A 21384-nucleotide genomic window follows, 5' to 3' on the forward strand; every position below is an offset into this window, starting at 1 on the left:
GCAAGAGGTCAGGCGTCTACTCTACGGCGACCAGAGGGCCACCACGGCCTCACCCGCGATGGCACGCGCGGTCACCTTCTCCCCAGCGCTCACTTGATTCTTCTCGCTTTCGTTGGAGAACAAGGAGTTTCCATGAGAATGAGGCGTGTTTGCGCTGCCGTCACCGCGACCGCCCTGGCGTTCACCGGTGCCTGTTCAGCCACAAATCCAGGCAGTGGGGGCAACTCCGCGGGCGTGCTCAACGTGGGCATGCCGAACGGACCCCAGACCGAGAACAACAACCCGTTCCTCAACTCGTCGGCGTCCTCGTCGCTCGGCTACCGGCGGTTGCTCTTCGAACCGCTCGCCATGGTCAACGAGGTCAAGGTGACAGACCAGCCGAAGCCTTGGCTGGCAACGAAGTTCACCTGGTCGGAGAACTACCACAAGCTGTCGCTCACCATCCGCGACGGCGTCTCGTGGTCCGACGGCAAGCCGCTGACGGCCGAGGACGTGGCGTACACCTTCGAGCTCCTCAAGAAGAACCCGGGGCTCAACATCGAAGGCGTGCCGTACCAGGACATCTCGTTCTCCGGCAGCGAGGTCACCGTCGGCTTCCCGAAGTCGCAGTTCGTCAACCAGAAGAAGATCCTCGAGCAGTTCGTGGTGCCCAAGCACCAGTGGTCGACGTTCGCCAACCCGTCGACCGAGACGTTGAAGGACCCGATCGGCAGCGGCCCGTACACGCTGAAGTCGTTCACCCCGCAGACGGTGACGCTGTCGGTCCGGGACAAGTACTGGCAGGAGCTCCCGAAGGTCAAGGAGCTGCGCTACACCTCCTACAGCGACAACAACGCGCAGACCAACGCGCTCGCCACGGGCGCCGCGGAGTGGAGCTTCGTCTTCATCCCCAACTACGAGGCCGCGTACACCAGCAAGGACCCGCAGAACCACAAGCTGTGGTTCCCGCCGGTGCTCGGCGTGCACGGACTCTGGTTCAACACCAAGAACAAGCCGTGGGACGACCCGGCCCTGCGCCGCGCCGCGAACATGGTCGTCAACCGCGACGACATCTTCATGCAGGGCGAGGCCGGCTACTTCTACCCGAAGGTCGACAACATCACCGGCATCCCGACGCCCGCCGGTGAGTCGTTCATCGCCCCGCAGTTCAAGGACAAGAAGGTGACCGTCGACGTCGAGGGCGCGAAGAAGGCCCTGACCGAGGCGGGCTACACGTTCGACGGCAACACCTTGAAGGGCAAGGACGGCGCGCCCGTCACGATCACGCTCACCGTCCCGTCCGGGTGGTCCGACTACGTCACCGACCTGGAGATCATCAAGGACAACTTCTCCAAGATCGGCATCAACGCCACGGTCAACCTGCAGAACGCCGACGCGTGGACCAAGGCGCTCGACGTGGGCGACTTCGGCGCCGCGATGCACTGGACCAACAACGGCCAGACGCTCTACGACATCTACCAGTCCATCATGGACGGTGCGCTGTACAAGCCGATCGGCACCGCCGGTGTCAACGGCAACTACGGCCGCTACGAGAACCCCGCCGCCACCAAGGCGCTCGACGACTTCGCGAACGCGGCCGACGAGTCGGTGCGCAACGCGGCGTTGCAGGAGCTGCAGAAGATCTTCGTGCAGGACATGCCGGTGATCATCACGTCGGCCGCGAACGGCGGCGGCCAGTACAGCACCAAGAACTGGGTGGGCTGGCCGAGTGACTCCGACCAGTACGCCCCCGTTCAGCCGACCCTCGAAAACGCCCTCGACATCGTGCTGAAGCTGAGGCCTGCCTCGTGACGGCCGAGGCAGCGCCGGCGGTCTCCGGGACGGTCTCTTCGGAGATCGTCCTGGAGGCCGACGGCCTCACCAAGCACTTCCCCGTCAGCAAGCCGTTCGCGCGCACCAAGAAGGCGGTGCGCGCGGTCGAGGGAGTGTCGTTCCAGCTGCGCAAGGCGAGCGTGACCGCGCTCGTCGGCGAGTCCGGTTCGGGCAAGTCGACGGTCGCGCGCCTGCTCGCCCAGCTCTACCCGCTCACCTCCGGCGAGATCCGGCTGCACGGCGCGAACGTGGCCGTGAAGAGCAGTCTCACCCGCGGCCGCAAGTTCCGCGCGTACTGCCGGCGGGTCCAGATGATCTTCCAGGACCCGTTCGCCTCGCTGAACCCCGTGCACACCATCCGCTACCACCTCACCAGGGCGCTCACCATCCACGGCAACCGCGGCGACGACCTGGAGACGTCGCTCGCGGACCTGCTGACCCGAGTGCACCTGACGCCCGCCGAGCGCTACCTCGACCGGTACCCGCACGAGCTCTCCGGCGGGCAACGGCAGCGCGTGGCGATCGCGCGGGCGCTGGCGGCGAGCCCGGAGGTGCTGCTGGCCGACGAACCGGTGTCCATGTTGGACGTCTCGATCCGGCTCGGCGTGCTGAACCTGTTGCGGGACCTGAAGGAACGCCTGCACCTCTCGATCCTCTACATCACGCACGACATCGCGTCCGCACGTTACTTCGCGGACGAGACGATCGTGATGTACGCGGGCCAGATCGTCGAAGGCGGCGACAGCGAGACCGTCACGCAACGGCCGGCGCACCCGTACACGCAGTTGCTGATCGAGTCGGCCCCAGACCCCGACCGCCCGGCGGTGGAGGACAAGGACGGCGGGTTCGGCGAGCCGCCGTCGTTGATCGAGCCGCCGCCGGGCTGTCGGTTCCACCCGCGCTGCCCGTTCGCCAAGGACGTCTGCCGCACGGACGTCCCGCCGCGGTTCGAACTGGGTGACGGGCACTTCGCCGCCTGCTGGCTCTACGGCGAGAAGGAGGCGTCGTGAGCTACCTGCTCAAGCGGATCGGCTTCTACCTGCTCACCGTCTGGGCGGCCGTCACGATCAACTTCTTCGTGCCGAGGATGATCCCGGGCGACCCGGTGCAGGCGCTGATCACCAAGCAGCGCGGGCAGATGACGAGCGAGGCCGTCCGGTCGTTGTACGTCCTCTTCGGACTGGACAAGAACGAGAGCCTGGCCAGCCAGTACTTCTCGTACCTCGGCCAGCTGCTGCGCGGCGACCTCGGGATGTCGTTCACGTTCTTCCCGAGCCCGGTGGCGGACGTGATCGGCGACGGCCTGCCGTGGACCGTCGGCCTGGTCGGCATCACGACCGTGATCGGCTTCTTCCTCGGCACGGCCGCGGGCGCCCTGGTGGGCTGGCGGCGCGGCACGTGGGCGGACTCGCTCATCCCGGTCACCACGTTCGTCTCGTCGATCCCGTACTTCTGGCTCGGCCTGGTGGCGATCGCGCTGCTCACCGGGCCAGGGAGCTTCTTCCCCGCGTCCGGAGCGTACGAGATCGGGCTCGTGCCGAACTGGGACTGGCAGTTCATCGGCAGCACCGTCCAGCACGGCCTGCTGCCCGCGTTCACGATCCTGGTGTCGTCGGTCAGCGGCTGGATCCTCAGCATGCGCAACATGATGGTGACGGTGTCGTCCGACGACTACGTGACCGTGGCGCACGCCAAGGGCCTGCCCGAACGCCGGGTCATGCTCGCCTACGCCGCCCGCAACGCGTTGCTGCCCAACGTGTCCGGCTTCGCGCTGGCACTCGGGTTCATCGTCGGCGGCACGCTGCTGGTGGAGATCGTGTTCTCCTACCCCGGCCTCGGCCTCCAGCTGTTCCAGGCCGTGGGCGCGAAGGACTACCCGTTGCTCCAGGGCATCTTCCTCATCATCACGCTGTCCGTGCTGCTGGCGAACCTCCTCGCGGACGTCGCCTACCTGGCGCTGGACCCGCGCACCCGCAGGGAGGCCTGATGCGGCACAACCCCAAGGCGCTGGCCGGGCTCGTCGCGCTCGGCGTGTTCGCCGTGCTGGCGGTCGTCGGCCCGTGGCTCGCGCCGTTCGAACCGTCGGCACGCAGCAACGCCCTGCTGCAACCGCCGTCGTCGGAGCACTGGTTCGGCACCACCCACCTCGGCCAGGACATCTTCAGCCAGGTCCTGGCCGGCACCCGCAGCGTCGTGTTCGTCGGCGCGGTCGCGGGCGTCGTCGCGACCGTGCTGTCGGTGCTGGTCGGCGTCACGGCCGGGTACCTCAGCGGCTCGGCCGGCGAAGGGCTTTCCGCGCTGTCCAACGTGTTCCTGGTGATCCCGGCGCTGCCGTTGATCGTCATCATCACGTCGTCGCTGCCCGAGACGAGCAACCTCACGATCGCGCTGGTGATCGGCCTGACGTCGTGGGCCTGGAACGCCCGCGTGCTGCGGGCGCAGACGTTGTCGCTGCGGCGCAGGGACTACGTGGAGGCGGCGCGAGCGAACGGCGAGTCGACGTGGCGGATCGTCCTCTTCGAGATCCTGCCGAACCTGTACGCCGTGATCGCGTCCGGGTTCGTCGGCACCGTGCTGTTCGCGGTGATCTCCGAGATCACCCTGGCGTTCATCGGCGTGTCCGACGCGGGCGGCTGGAACTGGGGCACGGTGCTCTACTGGGCCCAGTCGCAGCAGGCGCTGGCCCAGGGCGCCTGGTGGTGGTTCGTGCCGGCCGGTCTCGCGATCGCGTTGCTCGGCACCTCGTTGTCGCTGGTCAACTTCGGCATCGACGAGTACGTCAACCCGCGTCTGCGCTCCCGGTCGTCCCTGCGGGGCGTGCGCATGCGCGTCGGCTTCACCCCGGTGCTGACCAAGGAGTCGTCATGAAGGAACGCATCCTCGACGTGCGGGGGCTGAACGTCGGCTACGGCCTGGGCGACGACGCGGTGCGCGCGGTCCGCGACGTCGACCTGACCCTGCACAAGGGCGAAGTGCTGGGCCTGGCCGGGGAATCCGGCAGCGGTAAGTCCACTTTGGCCTACGGCATGACCAGGCTGCTGCCACCGCCCGGTGTCGTCACGGGCGGCGAGGTGATCTACCACCTGGACGACGGTTCGTCGGTCGACCTGCTGCGGCTGCCCGACGCCGATCTGCGGCGGCTGCGGTGGTCCGAGATCGCCATCGTCTTCCAGGGCGCGATCAACTCGCTCAACCCGGTGCAACGGATCTCCACGCAGCTGATGGACGTGCTCAAGGCGCACTCCCCGCGCACGCCGCACCGCACCCGTCAGGACCGGGCGCGGGAGTTGCTCACCCTGGTCGGCATCGCGACGGACCGGCTGCACAGCTACCCGCACCAGCTCTCCGGCGGCATGCGGCAACGGGTGATGATCGCGATGGCGCTCGCCCTGCAACCCCGCGTGGTGATCATGGACGAGCCGACCACCGCGCTGGACGTGGTGGTGCAGCGGCAGATCCTGCGCACGCTGGTCGACCTGCGCGAACGGCTCGGGTTCTCGGTCGTGTTCATCACCCACGACCTGTCGCTGCTGGTGGAGTTCTCCGACCGGATCGCGATCATGTACGCGGGTCAGGTGGTCGAGGAGGCACAGTCGGCCGACCTCTACCGCACTCCCCTGCACCCCTACAGCGACGGGCTGCTGCGGTCGTTCCCCGCGTTGAAGGGACCGCGCCGCGACCTCGCGGGCATCCCCGGCTCGCCACCGGACCTGCGGATGATGCCGACCGGCTGCGCGTTCCACCCGCGCTGCCCTCGTGCGCTGGACGTGTGCGACAGCCAGACCCCCGCTCTCGGGCAGAGCAGGAAGGACCGGTCAGTGGCCTGCTGGCTGCACCCGGTCGCGGTGCCCTGACCAGGCGCGGAACGCCGAGAAGCAGGCGTTCGCCGCCTCGCCCGCCGCCGGGACGCCGGTGGCGGGCAGGGCGGCCTCCGCCATCGCGGCGAACCGCCGGAACCTGCGCCGCGCGTCCCCGTCCCCGCCGAAGAACGCGACGGGCACCGGCCCGAGGGCGTCCGCGACCCAGCGCGTGATCACCTGGCCGCCGAGCCGCGCGCCCTCGACGACGTACAGCGCGCCGATGAGCGCCGGAAGCGTGCTCACGTCCGGTGGCGTCGATCGTGGCATCGCGCTGATCCGTTCCGCGCTCCAGCCGAGTCCACTCAGGTCTGAACGGAGATGTGCCGCGCCGGGTAAGAGTTCCCAGGGCAGGCCGTGCCTCGTGATGGAGTCGGCCAACGCCGGTTCGAGCGACTCGTGGAACCCGAGGAAGGTCGCCAGCAGCTCCTCGTACCGCGTGAGCGAGATCGCGTCCGGGCCGAACCCGAGGTCGTCCTCCAGCGCGAGATGAGCCGCGCGGGTCTCGGTGCGCAGGAATGCCAGCAGCGTCATAAGTCCGTGCTGGGACGCACGAAGTCGTTGGTGTGCCAGTAGTCGACGGCGCCCTGGAGCACCGTCCGGAACAACGTGAAGTTCACCGGCTTGTAGACGTAGCTGTCCGCCCCGGCCTCGTAGCACCGGTCGATGTCCGCCGACGTCGTCGAGGACGTGAACACGACGACGATCACGCCCTTGAGCCGGGGATCGGGGTCGGCGCGCAGGTCGGTGAGCACGCGGTAGCCGTCCACGCCCGGCATGTTCAGGTCGAGCAGCACCAGCACCGGGAACGGCCGGGTGGCGTCCCGCAGCCGGTCCGCGACCTGGTCTCCGTCGGGGAGGAAGTCCAGCACGAGCTCCGGGTGCGAGCGCGAGAGGGCGCGCTGGATGGCCTCACGGTCCTCGTCGCTGTCCTCGACGACCAGCACGACCTGTTCCTCGCCGGCCGTCACAGGACCTCCCACCACGTCTCTTCCCCTCGGTGGAACTCGACCCGCGCCCACTCGGCGTCGCCGTCCACGGTGACCCGCACGTCGCCCGGTTCGAGCGAGGTGGTGAGGCGGTCCACCGGTCTGCCCAGCGACCGGACGGCGGCGAGTGCGGCCTCGATCGCCTGGTCCGCCGGGAGTGTCGTGTCGAGCGCGCGGTCACCCCGGTACCGGATCAGCAGCACGGCCGCGTCGTCGTCCACGGCGTACCGGCCGTCGCCCGCGACCAGCGTGCTCGCCATCCGCGGCAACGGGAGGTCGTGCAACGCCGCCAGCGTCGGTTCCAGGTCGGTGTCGCCGAAGAACGCGCCGTCGGCGTCGCGGGCCTCGACCAGCCCGTCGGTGAAGAGGATCACCGCGTCGCCGGGCCGGAGCACGTGGTCCGCCGGGGTGAACGTCAGGTCGTCGAGCACGCCGACCAGCTGGCCCCGGCAGGTGGTCTCCTCGACACCGCCGTCCCTGCGGATGATCACCGGTGGCGGGTGGCCGGCGGTCAGCGCGTGCATCGGCAGCCCGTCCGGTCCCGCCGTGCCGAACGTGATGGTGGCCAGCGTGAGGAACTTGCCGACCTCGTTGCGCAGCATCTTGGCGTTGAGCAGGCGCACCGCGTCCTCGGCCCGGCCGCCCTCCTCCAGGATGGTCTCGACCGTGTGCCGGGCCAGGCCCGTCAACGCCGCCGCGGCCGCCCCTCGGCCGCAGACGTCGCCGATGAGCGCGGTGAAGCCGTCCGGCTGCCGGACGACGCCGTAGAAGTCGCCGCCGACCTCCAGCAGGTGGCCCGCGACGTTGTAGCCGGTGGCGATCTCGACGCCGGGCAGGTCCGGCAGCACCGACGGCAGCAGGTGCAGCTGGAGCTCCTCGACCTCCGCGCGCCGCTGGCCGTAGAGGGTGGCGTTGTCGATGGCGAGCGCCGCCCGTGCCGCGATGTCGCGCACGAACTCGCGGGTGGGCACGCGGCGCGCCCCGGAGCGGTGGAAGAACGTGAGCACGCCGAGCACCCGGCCGCGAGCGCGCAGGACTGCGCTGGTCATCAGCTCCAGGCCCACGTCGGCGGGCAGCAGCGACTCCATCGCGTCGATCTCGTCGCCCGACTCCTGCACCCCGGCCCACCGGCCGTGCCGCAGGTGCTCGTTGAGCAGGCGTTCCCGGCGCACGTCGACGTGGGCGGCCGCGATCTGGACCAGTCTGTCGTCGCGCTGGACGTGCACGGCGGCGCCGTCGGCGAGTCCGGGCACCGCCATCCGCACGACCGCGCGCAGCGTCTCCTCGACGTCGAGCGACCCCGCCAGCCGCAGCGACACCTCGGCCAGCACCGCGTCCGCCGCCAGCCGCGTGTCGAGCAACGCCTGGTCGGCGATCCGGTCGTCCGCCGCGATCACCACGTCAGCGATCTGCCCGAGCGCGGTCGCGATCTGCCCGTCCCGCGGCGCGGCGTCCAGGGTGACGAGCAGCAGGCCCCGGTCGCCCTCGGCGGCGCGGAACGACGCGGCCACCACGGCCAGTCCGCCGACCTCGCGCATCCGTTCGGCCAGTGCCGGGGCGAACGCCGCCACCTCGTCGACGGTGAGGTCCGAGATCTTCGCCTGGCCGACGTCCCGCGTCACGAGTTCGGGTGACTTGGCCACCCACGGCCGGACGTCGGCGGACAGGCCCGCCGGGCCGCTCAGCACACCGTGGTCGTGGTCGGCCCACCGCACGACCGGCACGTCGCCGGCCGGGACGATGCGGGCCCCGAGCACGCCGCGAACGTGCGGCAGTTCCAGGAGCCCCAAGTAGAGTTCCTTCGCGAAGACCTTGGTGCTGCCCGCCGCGAACGCGGTCCGCCACAACGCGTGCAGGAGGTCCGGCCAGGTCGGTGCTTCTCGCTCGCTCACGCGGCCCGGCACCTCCTTTCCGCACGTCCACCGGGAGCAGGAACGAGTATGCACGACGATCAAGAACGTCCCGGTACCGATGAGGGCGCGCTGGGGGCCGAGTGGGCCGAGATCGCTCGGGCGGAGGCCGAGGCGGGCACGACGTCGTTCGACCTCACGGTATGCCTGACCGAGCCGATTCACCTGCTGGGAGGCATCCAGTCCTACGGCGCCCTGCTCGCGGTGGACGGCGCGGGCGTGATCGAGGTCGCCAGCGCGAACACGACGGCCGTGCTCGGCGTGGCGCCGGAAGCGCTGCTCGGCACGCCGGTCGAGGCGCTGATCGGCGCGGACGGCGTCGAGGCGGTGCGGTCGACCCTGGAGGCGCCGACCGGGGACCGCGGACTGGCCGGGCTGGAGCTGCGCGGGGGCCACTTCGACGTCACGGTCTACCGCGCGGACGGCAGGACGGTGCTGGAGTTCGAGCCCCGGCCCGCGCAGGAGGCGTTCCGGTTCTCCCAGTTCTTCCCGCGTCTGCGCGCCTCGCTGACCAAGCTCCAGCACGAACGGACCGTCGTCGACGTGTGCGCGTCCGCGGTGGCCGAGATCCGCGCGCTGACCGGGTACGACCGGGTGGTGGCGTACCGGTTCGAGGGCCAGGCCGGTCCCGGTGAGGTGATCGCCGAGTCGGTGGCGGACGGGCTGGAGCCGTGGCTCGGGCTGTGGTTCCCGGCGACCGACATCCCGCCGCAGGCCCGGCGGCTGTACGAGCGCAACTGGATCCGGGTGATCCACGACGTGGACGATGCCACGGCCACGTTGGTCCCCCAGGTGCTGCCGGGCACGTCGGCGCCGCTCGACCTGTCCGACTCGGCGTTGCGCACGGTGTCGTCGTTCCACCTGGAGTACCTGCGCAACATCGGGGTGGCGTCCTCGATGTCGGTGTCGTTGCTGCACTCCGGGTCGTTGTGGGGGCTCATCGCGTGCCACGGCATCGCTCCGCGCCGGCTCGACCCGGAGGTGCGGTCGGCCTGCGAGTTCTTCGGCGTGACGCTGTCGCTGCAGCTGGCCGCGCTGGAGGAGGCGCAGACCTCCCGGGCCCGGCACGACACCCGCACGGCGTTGTCGCGGCTGGTCACCGAGCTGAGCACGGACATCACCCAGTCCGTCTCGACCAGCGTCGACCTGCTGCACGAGCTGATCGACGCCCAGGCCGTCGTGCTGCGGCTGGAGGGTGCGACGACCGTGGTGAGCGGCGACCGGGAGGCGTTGCTGCCCGCGTTGAGCGCGTTGTGGGACGTCGTGCCGCCGTTGAACGCCGGTGAGGTGTGGAGCACGGACAACCTCTCCGCGCACGCCGACTCCCTGGCAGCGCACGCGGAACACCTCAGCGGGGTGCTGGTGCTCGCGCTGGCCAGCGGCACGGACGACCTGATCGCCTGGGTGCGCCCCGAACGCCGGGCGAGCCGCACGTGGGCGACCGACCCGAGCAAGCCCGTGCAGCTGGGTGAGCGCGGCGAACGCCTCACGCCGCGCGGCTCGTCGGCCGTCTACCAGGCCGTGACGCGGGGGTACTGCGTGCCGTGGACGGCCACGGACGAAGCGGTCGCGAGCGAGTTCGGCCGTGCCGTCACCACGATGGTGCTGCGCCACCACGCACGCCTGACGACGTTGAACGAGGAGCTCAGCCGCGCGAACCGCGACCTGGACACGTACGCGCACGTGGCAGCGCACGAGCTGAAGGAACCCCTGCGCGGCATCTTCAACTCCACGGCGTTCATCCGCGAGGACGCCGACGACCTGGACGACACGACCGTCCGCCGGCTCGACACCGTGCAGCGGCTGGCCCAGCGGATGGACGAGCTGATCAACTCCCTGCTGCACTTCGCCCAGCTGGGCCACGGCGCGTTGCGGCGCTCCGACCTCGACCTGCGCGACGCCGTGCTGGCGGCCCTGGAGATCGCGGGCCCCAGGCTGACCGAGCGCGAGGTCGAGGTCGTCCTGCCCCCGCCGGGCCAGTTGGTGTGGGCAGACCCCGACCGGCTGTCCGAAGTCCTGGTGAACCTGCTGGTCAACGCCGCGAAGTACGCCCGCGCCGAGGCGCCGCGCACGGTGGAGATCGTCTTGGACGGCTCAGCGGTGCACGTGCGGGACAACGGCATCGGCATCGCGCCCGAGCACCGCACCGAGGTGCTGCGGCTGTTCCGCAGGCTGCACAAACGTGACGCGCACGGCGGCGGCCACGGCGCGGGCCTCGCGATCGTGCACCGCATCGTCGAACGCCACGGCGGTTCCGTGCAGCTGCAGGCCACGCCCGGCGGCGGCACCACCGTGGTGTTCACGCTGCCGCGCTGAAGTTTCCATTCGTCCAAGGCGGGTGGCCCCGCCCGCTGCGACCATGGCAGGCATGGCTACCTGGGACGACGTGGTGATGATGGGCACGCGGCTGCCGGAGGTCGAGGAGTCGACCTGGTACCGCACGCCGTCGCTGAAAGTGGCGGGCAAGGGCTTCGCGCGGCTGCGCAGCGAGGCCGAAGGCGGCCTGGTCCTGATGTGCGGCCTGGACGAGAAGGCGGCGCTGCTGGCGTCCGGCGACCCGGCGTTCTACACGACGGCGCACTACGACGGCTACGGCGCGATCCTGGTCGACCTGGCTTTGGTGGACCCCGGCCAGCTCGCCGAACTGGTCGAGCAGGCATGGCGAATCAAGGCCCCGGCGAAGGTGCGCGGGGCGTTCGACCGCTCGGCCTAGTCCTGGTCCTGGTGCGCGCGCCAGGCCCGCACGGCGAACCAGCCGAACACCGCGAGCACCATGGCCGCCCCGAGCCCGATGAGCACCACGGAGCCCACCGACACCCCGGCCATCACGACGACCAGGCCCGCCACGTAAAACGCGAGCACCCCGCCGAGAACCAGGGTCCGCCGCGGCACCCTGGGCGCGGGCCGGTTGAGCTTCGCCGCGAACTTGGGGTCGTCCTCGGCCAGTCTTCGCTCGATCTCTTCGAGTTCGCGCTGCTCGTGGTCCGGCAGTTTCACGTCCGGTCCTCCCGGTGGATCGCTGGGCGTTCACCAGAACCAACGCACGAAACGGCCCGAGGTTCCCCTCTCTACCGGTCCAACCACAAACCGGCACACACGGCCACCGCCGCCAAGACCATCACCGCTTGCGTCACGCGCAGCTTGAGCACGAGTCCTCTGGCCGTTCTCGGCAGTGTCGGATCATCCCTGACCAGCGCGAACGCCAGCAGGAAGGCCGCCGACCCCACCAGCAGGGACGCCCCCGCGAGCACCAAGGCGCCGCCCACTCCATGCATCGCAACCACCAACTCGTCGCCAGGCCGGTGCGCGTGGCCAGTCCTCACCGCACTCGATCACTTGCGAGCATATGGCTATTGCTAGATAGTGGCGATAATGGGCCGCGGCAGTGGGTGCTCCGACAAGCAACCCGACTGCCGGAGCGTGTCCTCGGGAACGAGGGCACGCTCAGCGGTCCGTGAGCCGTTTCGAGGCCCTCCCGCGGTTCCGGCGCGGGCATCACGCGAGTCGGGTGTCGCCCCGCACCTCGCAAAACGTGAGACAGTGGACATCTGCACCGCCTCCCGGTCTCCGCACCGGCAGGCGCGCCTTCATCCCGGCGCGGACGCCGCCTCATCCAGGCGCGTTTCACCGCTCTCGGAAGCCTCACTCCACGCCCTCACCGGGCTCGCGCACGACCCCACAAGGGAGACCTCCCATCACCATTTCGGCGCTCTCGCCGGCCACGGCCGCTCCCCGCACGCTCACCGACATCTACGGTCCGGACATCTCCGTCTGCGCCCGTCCCGCGCAGGAGCCCGCGGTGCCGCCGGGCAGGCACCGCACCATGCGCGACGTCCTGTCCGCCCGGCCCCTCGCCGTCGCCGCCGGCACGCCCGTCATCAGCAGCGCGGGCGGCACCGAACCCAACCTGATCGCCACCCTGCGCGAAGGCGGTCTGCCGGTGTGCACCGACACACGCGAGTTCCGCACCGAGGCGGAGTTCGCGTCCCGGGTCGCCGAGGCGCTCAGCGACGGGCTGCGCCTGTCCATGGAGTACCCGCAGCCTGCCGATCTGGGGCCCGACGAACGGTCGGTGAAGAGCGCGGAGCTCGTCGGGTACCTCAACAACAAGGCGAGCATCAGCACCTTCGTCGACCCGCGCTTCCAGGCTCGCCGCCAGATCGTCGCCACCGGCGACCTCGCCCAGGCCGCGCCCGCCGAGAAGTCCTGGGTGCTCAAAGCCGCCACGAACGCGGCCCACGGCGCGAGTCTCGACGTCTACCTGCACCGCGCCGGGGACCTGGTGTGCCTGCCCGCGTTCACCGACCTCCTCAGCGAGGTCGTCGTCGAGGAGTACCTGAACATCCACCGCAACTGGGGAGTTCAGCTCTACGTCGCCGCCGACGGCCTGGCCCGTCTGCTCGCCGTCACCGACCAGCGGATCGACGCGGACGGCGTCTACACCGGCGGCCGCTTCGGCCTGGTCATGCCGCTTCCCGCCGACCTGCTCGCCGAGTGCCTGGCGATCGCCCAGCGCGCCGCCGACGTCGGCTACCGCGGCATGTGCAGCCTCGACTGCGCCCAGACCCACGACGGCAGACTCGTCATGCTCGACCTCAACTTCCGCATCACCAGCGGCTCCATTCCCCTGCTGGCACTGCAAACGGTCCGCCCCGACGCGCTGGACCGCCTGTCCGAGTCCACGAAGCTGACCACCACGGCCCCCATCGCCGCACTTCTCGCCGCCCTGCGGCCCGCGCTGCTGGGTGGAGGACTGCTCGTCACCGGCGGCCACGACACCCGTCGCACCGACAACCCGGTCAAGCAGACCACGGTGCACCTGATCGTCTTCGGCGACGATCCCGGCGACGTCACCGCTCGCCGCACCAAACTGGAGAACATGTACAACCACTGACGCACGGGCGGCGGCACACCCCGGACGGCCAGGACAGGAGCGGTTGATGAGCGGCGGGGCACCTTCCAGAACGGAGCGGGAGTCCCGGCTGCTCCGGGCGTTCGTCGAGCTGGCCGACACGCTCGTCGACGACTACGACGTGGTCGACGTGCTGCACCGGCTGGTGGACCACTGCGTTCAGCTCCTCGACGCGCAGGCGGCCGCGTTGATGCTCTCCGACCGGCGCGGCGGCCTGCGCGTGATGGCGTGCTCCTCCGACCGGACGCGGATGCTCGAACTGTTCCGGCTCCAGGCGAGCGAAGGACCCTGCCTCGAATGCGTCCACACCGGAGAGCCGGTGCTGATCGCGGACCTGGCGACGACCACCGGCCGCTGGCCCCGCTTCGCACCGCTCGCCCTCGAGGAGGGATTCGTCTCCGCGTACGCGGTGCCGATGCGGTTGCGCCGCGAGACCATCGGAGCGCTCAACCTGTTCCGGCGCGAAGCAGGCTCGCTGAGCGAGGAGGACCTGCTGGTCGTGCGGGCGCTGGCGGACACCGCGACGATCGGGATCCTGCAGGAACGCGCGATCCGGCGCGGCGAGGTCGTCACCGAGCAGCTGCAGACGGCGCTGCACAGCCGGGTGATCATCGAGCAGGCCAAGGGTGTGCTCGCGTTCGCCGGGAACCTGGCGATGGAAGAGGCGTTCCAGGCGTTGCGGGGGTACGCACGCGGCCACAACCGCCGCCTCGCGGACGTGGCGCGGGAACTCGTCGCCGGAGAGCTGCGTCCGGCCGAGCTCCTCGCGGTGCGGCCGCGATCACGCAGCGGATGACCCGTCACCATCAGCCACATCCGCTGGGCCGGGCGCCTCGGAGCCGCTAGGCTCGGTGTGGCTGTCTGACGCAGCCACACCGCCCTGCCCCCGCGGTCTCATCACCTCGTCGTGAGGAGAACACCGTGGCCGCCGGTGACCAGGGAATCCCGTTCGACCGGATGAGGATCGCCCTCGTCTCCGAGCACTCGAGCCCGCTGGCGGCACCCGGCGCGTTCGACTCGGGCAGTCAGAACCTCCACGTCGCGGAGCTCGCGACCGCCCTGGCCGCGCTCGGCCACAAGGTCGCCGTCTACACGCGGCGCAATGATCCCCATGTGCCACAACGCGTGCAGACCTCGGGCGGCTACGAGGTGGTGCACGTGACCGCCGGTCCCGCGGTCAGGATGCGCGGAGACGACGTCCTCGACCACACCGGGGACTTCGTGCAGTTCCTCAAGCTCGCGTGGAAGGCCCGCCGCCCCGACGTCATCCACGCCCACGGCTGGCTGTCCGGCATCGCCGCCGTGCTGAGCGCACGCCACACCCAGGTGCCCGTGGTGCAGACGTTCCACCGGGTGAGCACCACTCCCCCGCAGCACCACCGCGTCAACGGATCGACGTCCACCAGGCGCACGGCCGTCGAACGGCTCGTCGGCCACGAAGCCGCCCGCATCGTCGCGACCTGTGAAGCCGAGGCCCGCGACGTGCTCGGCATGGGTGTGGACAGGTCGAAGCTCTCCGTCGTGCCGCGCGGTGTCGACCTGAACCTCTTCTGCCCCCAGGCCACCCGTGTCGAACGGCTGCAGCCACGCCGGGTCGTGTCGATCGGCAGGGTGATGCCGCGCAAGGGTTTCGAGGAGACCATCCGGGCTCTGTCCACAGTGGAGGGAATCGAGCTGGTGATCGCCGGTGGCGGCACGCAGGGCGACCTGCGGGACGATCCCGAGACGAGGCGGCTGATCGCGCTGGCCCAGTCCGTCGGGGTGGTGTCCAGGCTCGTGTTCGCGGGCCACCTTCCGCACGCCGAACTGCCCGTCCTGCTGCGGTCTGCGGACGTGGTCGTGTGCGCCCCCAGACAGTGGTCGTCGGGCTGCGCGGCGCTGGAAGCGATGGCGTGCGGCGTCCCTGTCGTCGCCACCTCGGTCGGCGGGCACACCGACTCCGTGGTGGACGGGGTGACCGGTGTGCTGGTGCCTTCGGGGAAGGCGGACGGAGTCGCCAAGGCGCTCCGAGGTCTGCTCGCGGACAGCACCCAGCGAACGCTGCTCGGCGCGAGAGGACAGGAACGCGCGCGGGCGCGGTACTCGTGGCACCGCTGCGCCGCGGACCTCGTGCGGATCTACACCGCGGTGTCCGGGAGACACGCGGCCGGAAACGGCGGGAAAGCCCGCACCTCTCGTTCCACGAGGGCCGACGGTCTCACTCCGAAGCGCGACCTCCGTTAGCCCGGGGAACGTCCACGTCGCCGCGCTTGCGGCCGCCTGTCAGGAGCAGATGCACCGTCGCGCCAGTGCGGCCGCCACCGTGGCGGTGCAGTACCGCACGCCGAGCCGGTCATGCTCCTGCCACGGATGCGGGCAGACGTCGCAGGTGACCACGGGGTCGACGACGACGATCAACGGTTCGGCCATGGGCATGGGAACACTCCTGTGCAGAGGTGGGACGGGAATTTCAGGAACTCCGGACGGTGCACGGCCTCGCCGTGCGGGACGCGGTCCGCGCGGAGCGCTTCGGTCAGCACCACCGCGGCACGACCACCAGGTCTTCCGCCGCGTGCACGACCATGGACTCCAGGACCGGGCCACCGAACGTGGTGACCATGGCGACGTCAGCGGCGTCCCTGCCTCGTCCGATGACGACGCGGCCCTTGCGGGGCGTGTTGTTGCGCGGGTCGAAGGTCCACCAGCGGTCTCCGAGCCAGACCTCCATCCACGCCGCGAAGTCCATCGGCGCGTCGGCGTGCGGCACCTCGACCTCCGGCAGATAGCCGAAGACGTACCGGGCGGGGATGTTGAGCGCACGGCAGAACGAGATCGCCAGGTGCGCGAAGTCGCGGCAGACCCCGATGCCGGCGGCGTTGACGTCCGCGGCGGTGGACAACGAGGTGGAGGTGCCGTAGCCGAAGCTCAGCGATTCGTGGACGTGCCGGCAGATCTCCCGCACCCCTGCGGTAGCCGGGCGGCAGTGCGCCGAACCTCGACCAGGCCTCGTCGCCGAGCACGTCGGACAGGCAGTAGCGGCTCGGCAGCGTGTACATCAGCACGTCGCTGGGCAGATCACCGGGCGGGGTCTCCGGTGCGTCGGCGTCGACCTCCTCGGTCCGGTCGGGCGTCACCGCCCGCGCGCTGTAGTTCACAGTGGACAGTCCGGCCGGCAGCACCAGGCGTGCGAACCAGTTGCCGTAGAGGTCGAAGTAGTGCCGCACCGCGACATCGGGTTCCACGGTCAGGCGCTCGTCGCTCACGCGCACGTCGCCGTGCCGGTCCGGGCGCACGAGGAACACGGCCGGCGTGGAGACCTCGGACCGGTAGGTGAACGCACAGCCGACGCGGAGCATTCGGGGTGCCCGCGCCGGCTGTGCCTCGCGGCCGTGGTTGCGGTGCGAGGTCAACGAACGCGCTCCGGGATGTGGTCGAGAGCGCGTAGCACGTGCACGGCGAGTTCGAGGGCGGCCTGGTCACCGAGTCCGGTGCGGCTCGTCACCACGTCCTGCACCGTTTTGAGCCGGCGTTCGTACGTCGTCAGGTACGGCGGTGCGGTCATGGTTTACCTCGTGCCTTCTGCCGGGGCCAGAACCCGCTGCGACGGATGCGCACACCGCCGACCGCGACCTGCCGCGGCGCCGTCTCCCACTCCGTCAGGTCGTCACTCACTCTCGGGTTGTCGCCCAGCCGAACTGCCGGCACCGCGAGCAGCACCGGCAGTTCGGCGGCGAGGTCCCGGGTGCGCGGCCACCGGGCACCGTCCACGTGCCCCGTGGTGGGCGCCTTCGGCCGCAACCGCAATCGCAGCGGATACCGAGGCTGCACACTGCCCCTGGGGGCTGGTGGGGCGTGGAGGAAGTGCGGAGCCGACGTCATGCCGGGACTCCCGTCTCCGGCCGAGAACGACCGGGTGGTCGCCGGGCACGACATGAGCTTGACCGCTCACGCACAAAAGTTCCCGACGAATTCGACACTACACGCCCGCAGCCGTGATCCACCGAAATCGTCCGGATTATTTTCCCAGGCCAGCTGCCGGATCAACAGCCGAACGAACACGCCCTTGAGCCATTCAGACCTGAAACAACCCGACCAAAAATCGAGCAGCGGAGCAAAAACGAACGAAATTCGTTGCCCGGCGGCGAACCGGGACGTTTCACCTCACCTCAGGCCTGGAAGCGGTAGCCCATCCCGGGTTCGGTGATCAGGTGCTGCGGGTGCGAAGGGTTCTTCTCCAGCTTGCGCCGCAACTGCGCCATGTACACCCGCAAGTACTGCGTCTCGTTCAAATGCTTGGGCCCCCACACCTCCTGCAACAACTGCTTCTGCGTCACCAGCCGGTCCGGATTGCGGGCGAGGATCTCCAGAATCCCCCACTCCGTCGGCGTGAGGTGCACCTCGCGCTCGCCGCGGTGCACGCGCTTGACCGTGAAGTCGACGGTGAAGGTCGACGTCTGCACGACGGGTTCGTCCGGCACGCGCACGGTGGTGGCCTTGCGGCGGACGGCCGCGCGCAGCCGCGCCAGCAGTTCGTCCATGCCGAACGGCTTGGTGACGTAGTCGTCGGCGCCCGCGTCGAGGGCCTCCACCTTGGCGGCGGAGTCGGTGCGGGCCGAGAGCACGATGATCGGGACCGAGGACCAGCCTCGGAGGCCCGCTATGACGTCCACGCCGTCCAGGTCGGGGAGGCCCAGGTCGAGGACCACCACGTCCGGTTTGCTCTCCACGGCGATGCTCAGGGCGGTTCTGCCGTCGTAGGCCGTCATGACGTTGTAGCCGCGGGCGCTCAGGTTGATCCTCAGGGCGCGCACGATCTGCGGTTCGTCGTCGACCACCAGCACCGAGGTCATTCGTGGTTCTCCTTGTGCACCGGCAACGAGATGACGACGGTCAGGCCGCCGCCGGGGGTGTCCTCGGCGGTGATCTCGCCGCCCATCGCGTTGGTGAATCCCTTGGCCACGCTGAGGCCCAGGCCCACGCCGGGGGTGGCGTCGCGGTCGCCGAGTCGTTGGAACGGGGTGAAGACGCCGGCCAGCGCTTTCTTGTGCAGGCCCGGGCCGTGGTCCACGACCCGCAGTTCCACGAACGAGCCGTGGGTGCTCGCCCGGACGGCGATCTCCGGTTCGTCGTGGGTGATGTGGCCGTCGCCGTCCACGTCGACGCTGCGGCGCGGGGTCATCCGGCCGTGGCGCAGCGCGTTGTCGATGACGTTGGCCACCACGCGTTCGAGCAGGCCTATGTCCGCGTCGACCGCGGGCAGGTCCTCGTCCACGTCGACGGTGACGGTGCGGCGTTCGTCGACGGCCGACATCGCCCTGGCGACGACCTCGTAGTAGCCGACCGGGCGCAGGATCGGGGCCACGGAGCCGGTGGCGAGGCGTGAGGAGTCGAGGAGGTTGTCGACCAGGCCGTTGAGGCGGTCGGCGGATTCCTCCACTGTCTCCATCAGCTCGCCGACGTCCTCTTCGGACAGTGTGAGGTCCCGGTCGCGCAGGCTGCCGATGGCCGCTTTGATCGACGTCAGCGGCGTGCGGAGGTCGTGGCCCACGCCGGAGAGCAACGCCGTGCGCAGTTCCGTCGTCTCGACCTTGCGCTGGGCGTCGCGCGTCTCGTCGGCCATTCGCTGCTGCCGCAACGCCATCAGCGCCTGGCCCGCTGCCGCTTCCAGCACGCGCTGGTCGCTCGCCGGCAACGTCCTGCCGCGCAACGCCAGGTGGATGTCGGTCGTCACGGCGATGTCGGCGTCGGCCTCGTCCGGTTCGTCGCACGGCCGGGCGCCGACGCACGCGACGCGTTCCCAGTCGGTGCCTCGTTTCTCCAGCAACGCCACCGACTCCAGGCCGAAGTTCTCCCGGATCTTCTCCAGCAGCCGGGCCAGCGGGTACGGCGAGGTGAGCACCGTCCTGGAGTACGACGCCAGCAACGCGGCCTCGGTGCGGGCACGGGCGCCCTGCTCGGCCAGCCGGGCCGCGCGGTCGACCACCAGGGCGACGATCGTGGCCACGAGCACCATGGCCACCAGCGTGATCACGTTCTCCGGCGAGTTCACCGCCAGGCTGTAGTACGGCTCGGTGAAGAAGTAGTTCAGCAGCCCGGCACCGAGGAACGCGCTCACCAGCGCGGGTCCGAGCCCGCCGATCAACGCGACCACGCAGGTGGCGAGCAGGAACCCGACCAGGTCGGTCGAGTAAGTGATGTCGTCGCGCCAGAACAGGCCGAGCACCGTGGTCGCGGCGGGCAGCAGCACCGACGCCGCCCAGCCCGCGAGCTGCCGGGACGGGCTCAGCGCGTTGCGGCCGATCTTCCAGCGCACCCCGCGGTGCGACTCGTCGTGCGTGACCATGTGCACGTCGATCGCGCCCGACTCCTGCACCACCGACGCGCCGATGCCCTCGTCGAACGCCCGCGCGAGCCGGGACCGGCGCGAGGTTCCCAGCACCAGCTGGGTCGCGTTGACCCCGCGCGCGAACTCCAGCAGCGCCGTCGGCACGTCGTCCCCGACGACCTGGTGGAACGTGGCGCCGAGGTCCTCAGCGACCCGGCGGCACTTCGCGATCAGCTCGGGCGTCGCGCCGCTGAGCCCGTCGCCGCGCAGCACGTGCACCACCAGCAGTTCCGCGCCCGCCCGCAACGCGATCCGGCGGGCACGACGGATCAGCGTCTCGCTCTCGGGCCCGCCCGTGACCGACACGACGACCCGCTCGCGCGTCTCCCACGTGTCGGTGATGCGCTGCTCGCTGCGGTAGCGCTGCAACGCCACGTCGACCTGGTCGGCCACCCACAGCAACGCGAGCTCCCGCAACGCCGTGAGGTTGCCGACCCGGAAGTAGTTGCCCAGCGCGGCATCGATCTTGTGCGCGGCGTAGACGTTGCCGTGCGCGAGTCTCCGCCGCAGCGCTTCCGGGGTGATGTCGACGAGCTCGAGCTGGTCGGCCCGGCGCACCACCTCGTCCGGCACGGTCTCCTGTTGCCGCACACCGGTGATGCGTTCGACGACGTCGTTCAGCGACTCCAGGTGCTGCACGTTGACCGTGGACAGGACGTCGATGCCGGCTTCCAGCAGTTCCTCGACGTCCTGCCAGCGCTTCTCGTTGCGCGAACCGGGCACGTTGGTGTGCGCCAGCTCGTCCACGACGGCGACCTCGGGGGCGCGGGCCAGCAGGGCGTCGACGTCCATCTCGGAGAAGTCGACGCCCCGGTGCCGGAACTCCCGGCGCGGCAGGATCTCCAGGCCGTCCAGCAGGTTCCTGGTCTTCTCCCGGCCGTGCGTCTCGACGAGGCCGACGACCACGTCGGTGCCGCGCTCCCGGCGCCGGTGAGCCTCGCCGAGCACGGCGAAGGTCTTGCCGACACCGGGAGCCGCGCCGAGGTAGATCCTCAGCTCGCCGCGGCGCCGCTCAGGCCGCGTCGAGGGCACGGTTGAGCGCCGTCACGTTGACGGTCTTGGTGAACGTGCCCTCGGTCGCGGCCGCCACCAGTTCCTTCACCTTCTCGACCGGCAGTCCCGACGCCCTGGCCACGCGCGGGATCTGGATCTCCGCGTACGCCGGGCTGATGTGCGGGTCGAGACCGGACGCCGACGCGGTGACGGCGTCCTGCGGCACCTGGTCCTCCCCCACGCCCTCGCGCTGCGCGATCTCCGTGCGGCGCTCGGCGATCACCTTGGTGTAGTCCTCGTTGATCTCGCTCTTGTTGGTGCCACCGGACGCGGGCAGCGTCGCGGCGGACGGGCGCGGCACGAAGTACTTGTCGCCCTCCCGCACTACCGCCACCAGCGACGTGTTCGCCGCCTCGGCGTTGCCGTGCAGGCCGGGGACGCGCGAGACGCCCCACACGACGGCCGGGTACAGCACGCCGAGGATCACCGTCAGCGCCAGCAGGACGCGCAGTCCCGCCCACGCCTGCTTGAAGAAGTTGTCCATGGT

At 70.3% G+C, this 21384-nt stretch carries 21 protein-coding genes and 1 pseudogene; 10 read left to right on the plus strand and 12 right to left on the minus strand.

What is annotated here, in order from left to right; translation table 11 throughout:
- Window positions 1–138 precede the first annotated feature (138 nt).
- From ACFWNN_RS22690 to ACFWNN_RS22710, 5 genes are read left to right on the plus strand one after another with little or no spacing between them, the layout of a single operon-like run.
- A complete protein-coding gene (locus ACFWNN_RS22690; RefSeq protein ID WP_382441911.1) occupies window positions 139–1791 on the plus strand; it encodes an ABC transporter substrate-binding protein in 1653 nt (550 codons plus the stop codon).
- Complete coding sequence (locus ACFWNN_RS22695) at window positions 1788–2822, plus strand: ABC transporter ATP-binding protein (RefSeq protein WP_382441912.1); 1035 nt, start codon at window positions 1788–1790, stop codon at window positions 2820–2822. The genes ACFWNN_RS22690 and ACFWNN_RS22695 overlap by 4 nt, the downstream gene beginning before the upstream one ends.
- Entirely contained in the window at window positions 2819–3799 is a 981-nt protein-coding gene (locus ACFWNN_RS22700) for an ABC transporter permease (protein WP_382441913.1), read from the plus strand. The genes ACFWNN_RS22695 and ACFWNN_RS22700 overlap by 4 nt, the downstream gene beginning before the upstream one ends.
- Window positions 3799–4680, plus strand: coding sequence for an ABC transporter permease (locus ACFWNN_RS22705; protein WP_382441914.1), 882 nt, complete (start codon window positions 3799–3801; stop codon window positions 4678–4680). The genes ACFWNN_RS22700 and ACFWNN_RS22705 overlap by 1 nt, the downstream gene beginning before the upstream one ends.
- Window positions 4677–5666 carry an ABC transporter ATP-binding protein gene (locus tag ACFWNN_RS22710; protein WP_382441915.1) on the plus strand — a complete coding sequence of 330 codons (990 nt, stop codon included), beginning with the start codon at window positions 4677–4679 and terminating at the stop codon, window positions 5664–5666. Before ACFWNN_RS22705 ends, ACFWNN_RS22710 begins: the two co-directional genes overlap by 4 nt.
- On the opposite strand, the gene ACFWNN_RS22715 is transcribed toward ACFWNN_RS22710, so the two are convergent.
- From ACFWNN_RS22715 to ACFWNN_RS22725, 3 genes are read right to left on the minus strand one after another with little or no spacing between them, the layout of a single operon-like run.
- On the minus strand, window positions 5628–6203 hold the full coding sequence (locus tag ACFWNN_RS22715; protein ID WP_382441916.1) for a biliverdin-producing heme oxygenase: 576 nt from the start codon (window positions 6201–6203) through the stop codon (window positions 5628–5630). The genes ACFWNN_RS22710 and ACFWNN_RS22715 overlap by 39 nt on opposite strands.
- Window positions 6200–6640: a response regulator gene (locus tag ACFWNN_RS22720; protein ID WP_382441917.1), complete on the minus strand. Its 441-nt coding sequence runs from the start codon at window positions 6638–6640 to the stop codon at window positions 6200–6202. The genes ACFWNN_RS22715 and ACFWNN_RS22720 overlap by 4 nt, the downstream gene beginning before the upstream one ends.
- Window positions 6637–8550 carry a PP2C family protein-serine/threonine phosphatase gene (locus tag ACFWNN_RS22725; protein ID WP_382441918.1) on the minus strand — a complete coding sequence of 638 codons (1914 nt, stop codon included), beginning with the start codon at window positions 8548–8550 and terminating at the stop codon, window positions 6637–6639. Before ACFWNN_RS22725 ends, ACFWNN_RS22720 begins: the two co-directional genes overlap by 4 nt.
- 48 nt (window positions 8551–8598) lie before the next feature.
- Here ACFWNN_RS22725 and ACFWNN_RS22730 point away from each other — a divergent pair, with 48 nt between their 5' ends.
- Both ACFWNN_RS22730 and ACFWNN_RS22735 read left to right on the plus strand, forming a co-directional pair.
- Window positions 8599–10884: an ATP-binding protein gene (locus ACFWNN_RS22730; RefSeq protein WP_382441919.1), complete on the plus strand. Its 2286-nt coding sequence runs from the start codon at window positions 8599–8601 to the stop codon at window positions 10882–10884.
- Between the two features lie 52 nt (window positions 10885–10936).
- Window positions 10937–11281, plus strand: a complete 345-nt coding sequence (locus tag ACFWNN_RS22735; RefSeq protein ID WP_382441920.1) for an MmcQ/YjbR family DNA-binding protein — start codon at window positions 10937–10939, stop codon at window positions 11279–11281.
- Here ACFWNN_RS22735 and ACFWNN_RS22740 read toward each other — a convergent pair.
- Together ACFWNN_RS22740 and ACFWNN_RS22745 are read right to left on the minus strand one after the other, a co-directional pair.
- Complete coding sequence (locus ACFWNN_RS22740; RefSeq protein ID WP_382441921.1) at window positions 11278–11565, minus strand: DUF3040 domain-containing protein; 288 nt, start codon at window positions 11563–11565, stop codon at window positions 11278–11280. The genes ACFWNN_RS22735 and ACFWNN_RS22740 overlap by 4 nt on opposite strands.
- Window positions 11566–11636: 71 nt before the next feature.
- Complete coding sequence (locus tag ACFWNN_RS22745) at window positions 11637–11843, minus strand: hypothetical protein (RefSeq protein ID WP_382441922.1); 207 nt, start codon at window positions 11841–11843, stop codon at window positions 11637–11639.
- Between the two features lie 524 nt (window positions 11844–12367).
- Between ACFWNN_RS22745 and ACFWNN_RS22750 the strand changes: the two genes are divergently transcribed.
- The 3 genes from ACFWNN_RS22750 (at window position 12368) to ACFWNN_RS22760 (ending at window position 15703) form a co-directional block, all read left to right on the plus strand.
- A complete protein-coding gene (locus ACFWNN_RS22750; protein WP_382441923.1) occupies window positions 12368–13462 on the plus strand; it encodes a hypothetical protein in 1095 nt (364 codons plus the stop codon).
- Window positions 13463–13508: 46 nt separating this feature from the next.
- Window positions 13509–14276, plus strand: a complete 768-nt coding sequence (locus ACFWNN_RS22755) for a GAF domain-containing protein (protein WP_382441924.1) — start codon at window positions 13509–13511, stop codon at window positions 14274–14276.
- A 125-nt stretch (window positions 14277–14401) separates the two neighbouring features.
- The gene (locus ACFWNN_RS22760) at window positions 14402–15703 is read left to right on the plus strand and encodes a glycosyltransferase (protein ID WP_382441925.1); all 1302 of its coding nucleotides are present in this window, start codon (window positions 14402–14404) and stop codon (window positions 15701–15703) included.
- A gap of 39 nt (window positions 15704–15742) precedes the next feature.
- Here the strand turns inward: ACFWNN_RS22760 and ACFWNN_RS22765 are convergent, their stop codons facing one another.
- From ACFWNN_RS22765 to ACFWNN_RS22795, 7 genes and pseudogenes are all read right to left on the minus strand, one after another.
- Window positions 15743–15895: an RGCVC family protein gene (locus tag ACFWNN_RS22765; protein WP_382441926.1), complete on the minus strand. Its 153-nt coding sequence runs from the start codon at window positions 15893–15895 to the stop codon at window positions 15743–15745.
- A 97-nt stretch (window positions 15896–15992) separates the two neighbouring features.
- A pseudogene (locus ACFWNN_RS22770) lies at window positions 15993–16427 on the minus strand (transglutaminase family protein); the annotation flags it as partial.
- Between the two features lie 438 nt (window positions 16428–16865).
- Window positions 16866–17021: a DUF6307 family protein gene (locus tag ACFWNN_RS22775; RefSeq protein WP_382441927.1), complete on the minus strand. Its 156-nt coding sequence runs from the start codon at window positions 17019–17021 to the stop codon at window positions 16866–16868.
- On the minus strand, window positions 17018–17338 hold the full coding sequence (locus ACFWNN_RS22780) for a DUF5994 family protein (RefSeq protein WP_382441928.1): 321 nt from the start codon (window positions 17336–17338) through the stop codon (window positions 17018–17020). Before ACFWNN_RS22780 ends, ACFWNN_RS22775 begins: the two co-directional genes overlap by 4 nt.
- 287 nt (window positions 17339–17625) lie before the next feature.
- On the minus strand, window positions 17626–18309 hold the full coding sequence (locus tag ACFWNN_RS22785) for a response regulator (protein WP_382441929.1): 684 nt from the start codon (window positions 18307–18309) through the stop codon (window positions 17626–17628).
- The gene (locus ACFWNN_RS22790) at window positions 18306–20876 is read right to left on the minus strand and encodes a DUF4118 domain-containing protein (RefSeq protein ID WP_382441930.1); all 2571 of its coding nucleotides are present in this window, start codon (window positions 20874–20876) and stop codon (window positions 18306–18308) included. The genes ACFWNN_RS22785 and ACFWNN_RS22790 overlap by 4 nt, the downstream gene beginning before the upstream one ends.
- Complete coding sequence (locus tag ACFWNN_RS22795) at window positions 20857–21381, minus strand: potassium-transporting ATPase subunit C (RefSeq protein ID WP_382441931.1); 525 nt, start codon at window positions 21379–21381, stop codon at window positions 20857–20859. Before ACFWNN_RS22795 ends, ACFWNN_RS22790 begins: the two co-directional genes overlap by 20 nt.
- Window positions 21382–21384: the final 3 nt, after the last annotated feature.

It is taken from the genome of Lentzea sp. NPDC058450 (assembly GCF_042721395.1).
GTDB lineage: Bacteria > Actinomycetota > Actinomycetes > Mycobacteriales > Pseudonocardiaceae > Lentzea.

Coding starts and splice junctions, on each gene's coding strand:
- ACFWNN_RS22705 (WP_382441914.1), top strand. CDS start 3,799: ATGCGGCACAACCCCAAGGCGCTGGCCGGGCTCGTCGCGCTCGGCGTG.
- ACFWNN_RS22785 (WP_382441929.1), bottom strand. CDS start 18,309: ATGACCTCGGTGCTGGTGGTCGACGACGAACCGCAGATCGTGCGCGCC.
- ACFWNN_RS22755 (WP_382441924.1), top strand. CDS start 13,509: ATGAGCGGCGGGGCACCTTCCAGAACGGAGCGGGAGTCCCGGCTGCTC.
- ACFWNN_RS22795 (WP_382441931.1), bottom strand. CDS start 21,381: ATGGACAACTTCTTCAAGCAGGCGTGGGCGGGACTGCGCGTCCTGCTG.
- ACFWNN_RS22710 (WP_382441915.1), top strand. CDS start 4,677: ATGAAGGAACGCATCCTCGACGTGCGGGGGCTGAACGTCGGCTACGGC.
- ACFWNN_RS22715 (WP_382441916.1), bottom strand. CDS start 6,203: ATGACGCTGCTGGCATTCCTGCGCACCGAGACCCGCGCGGCTCATCTC.
- ACFWNN_RS22735 (WP_382441920.1), top strand. CDS start 10,937: ATGGCTACCTGGGACGACGTGGTGATGATGGGCACGCGGCTGCCGGAG.
- ACFWNN_RS22765 (WP_382441926.1), bottom strand. CDS start 15,895: ATGCCCATGGCCGAACCGTTGATCGTCGTCGTCGACCCCGTGGTCACC.
- ACFWNN_RS22745 (WP_382441922.1), bottom strand. CDS start 11,843: ATGCATGGAGTGGGCGGCGCCTTGGTGCTCGCGGGGGCGTCCCTGCTG.
- ACFWNN_RS22780 (WP_382441928.1), bottom strand. CDS start 17,338: ATGACGTCGGCTCCGCACTTCCTCCACGCCCCACCAGCCCCCAGGGGC.
- ACFWNN_RS22730 (WP_382441919.1), top strand. CDS start 8,599: ATGCACGACGATCAAGAACGTCCCGGTACCGATGAGGGCGCGCTGGGG.
- ACFWNN_RS22775 (WP_382441927.1), bottom strand. CDS start 17,021: ATGACCGCACCGCCGTACCTGACGACGTACGAACGCCGGCTCAAAACG.
- ACFWNN_RS22690 (WP_382441911.1), top strand. CDS start 139: ATGAGGCGTGTTTGCGCTGCCGTCACCGCGACCGCCCTGGCGTTCACC.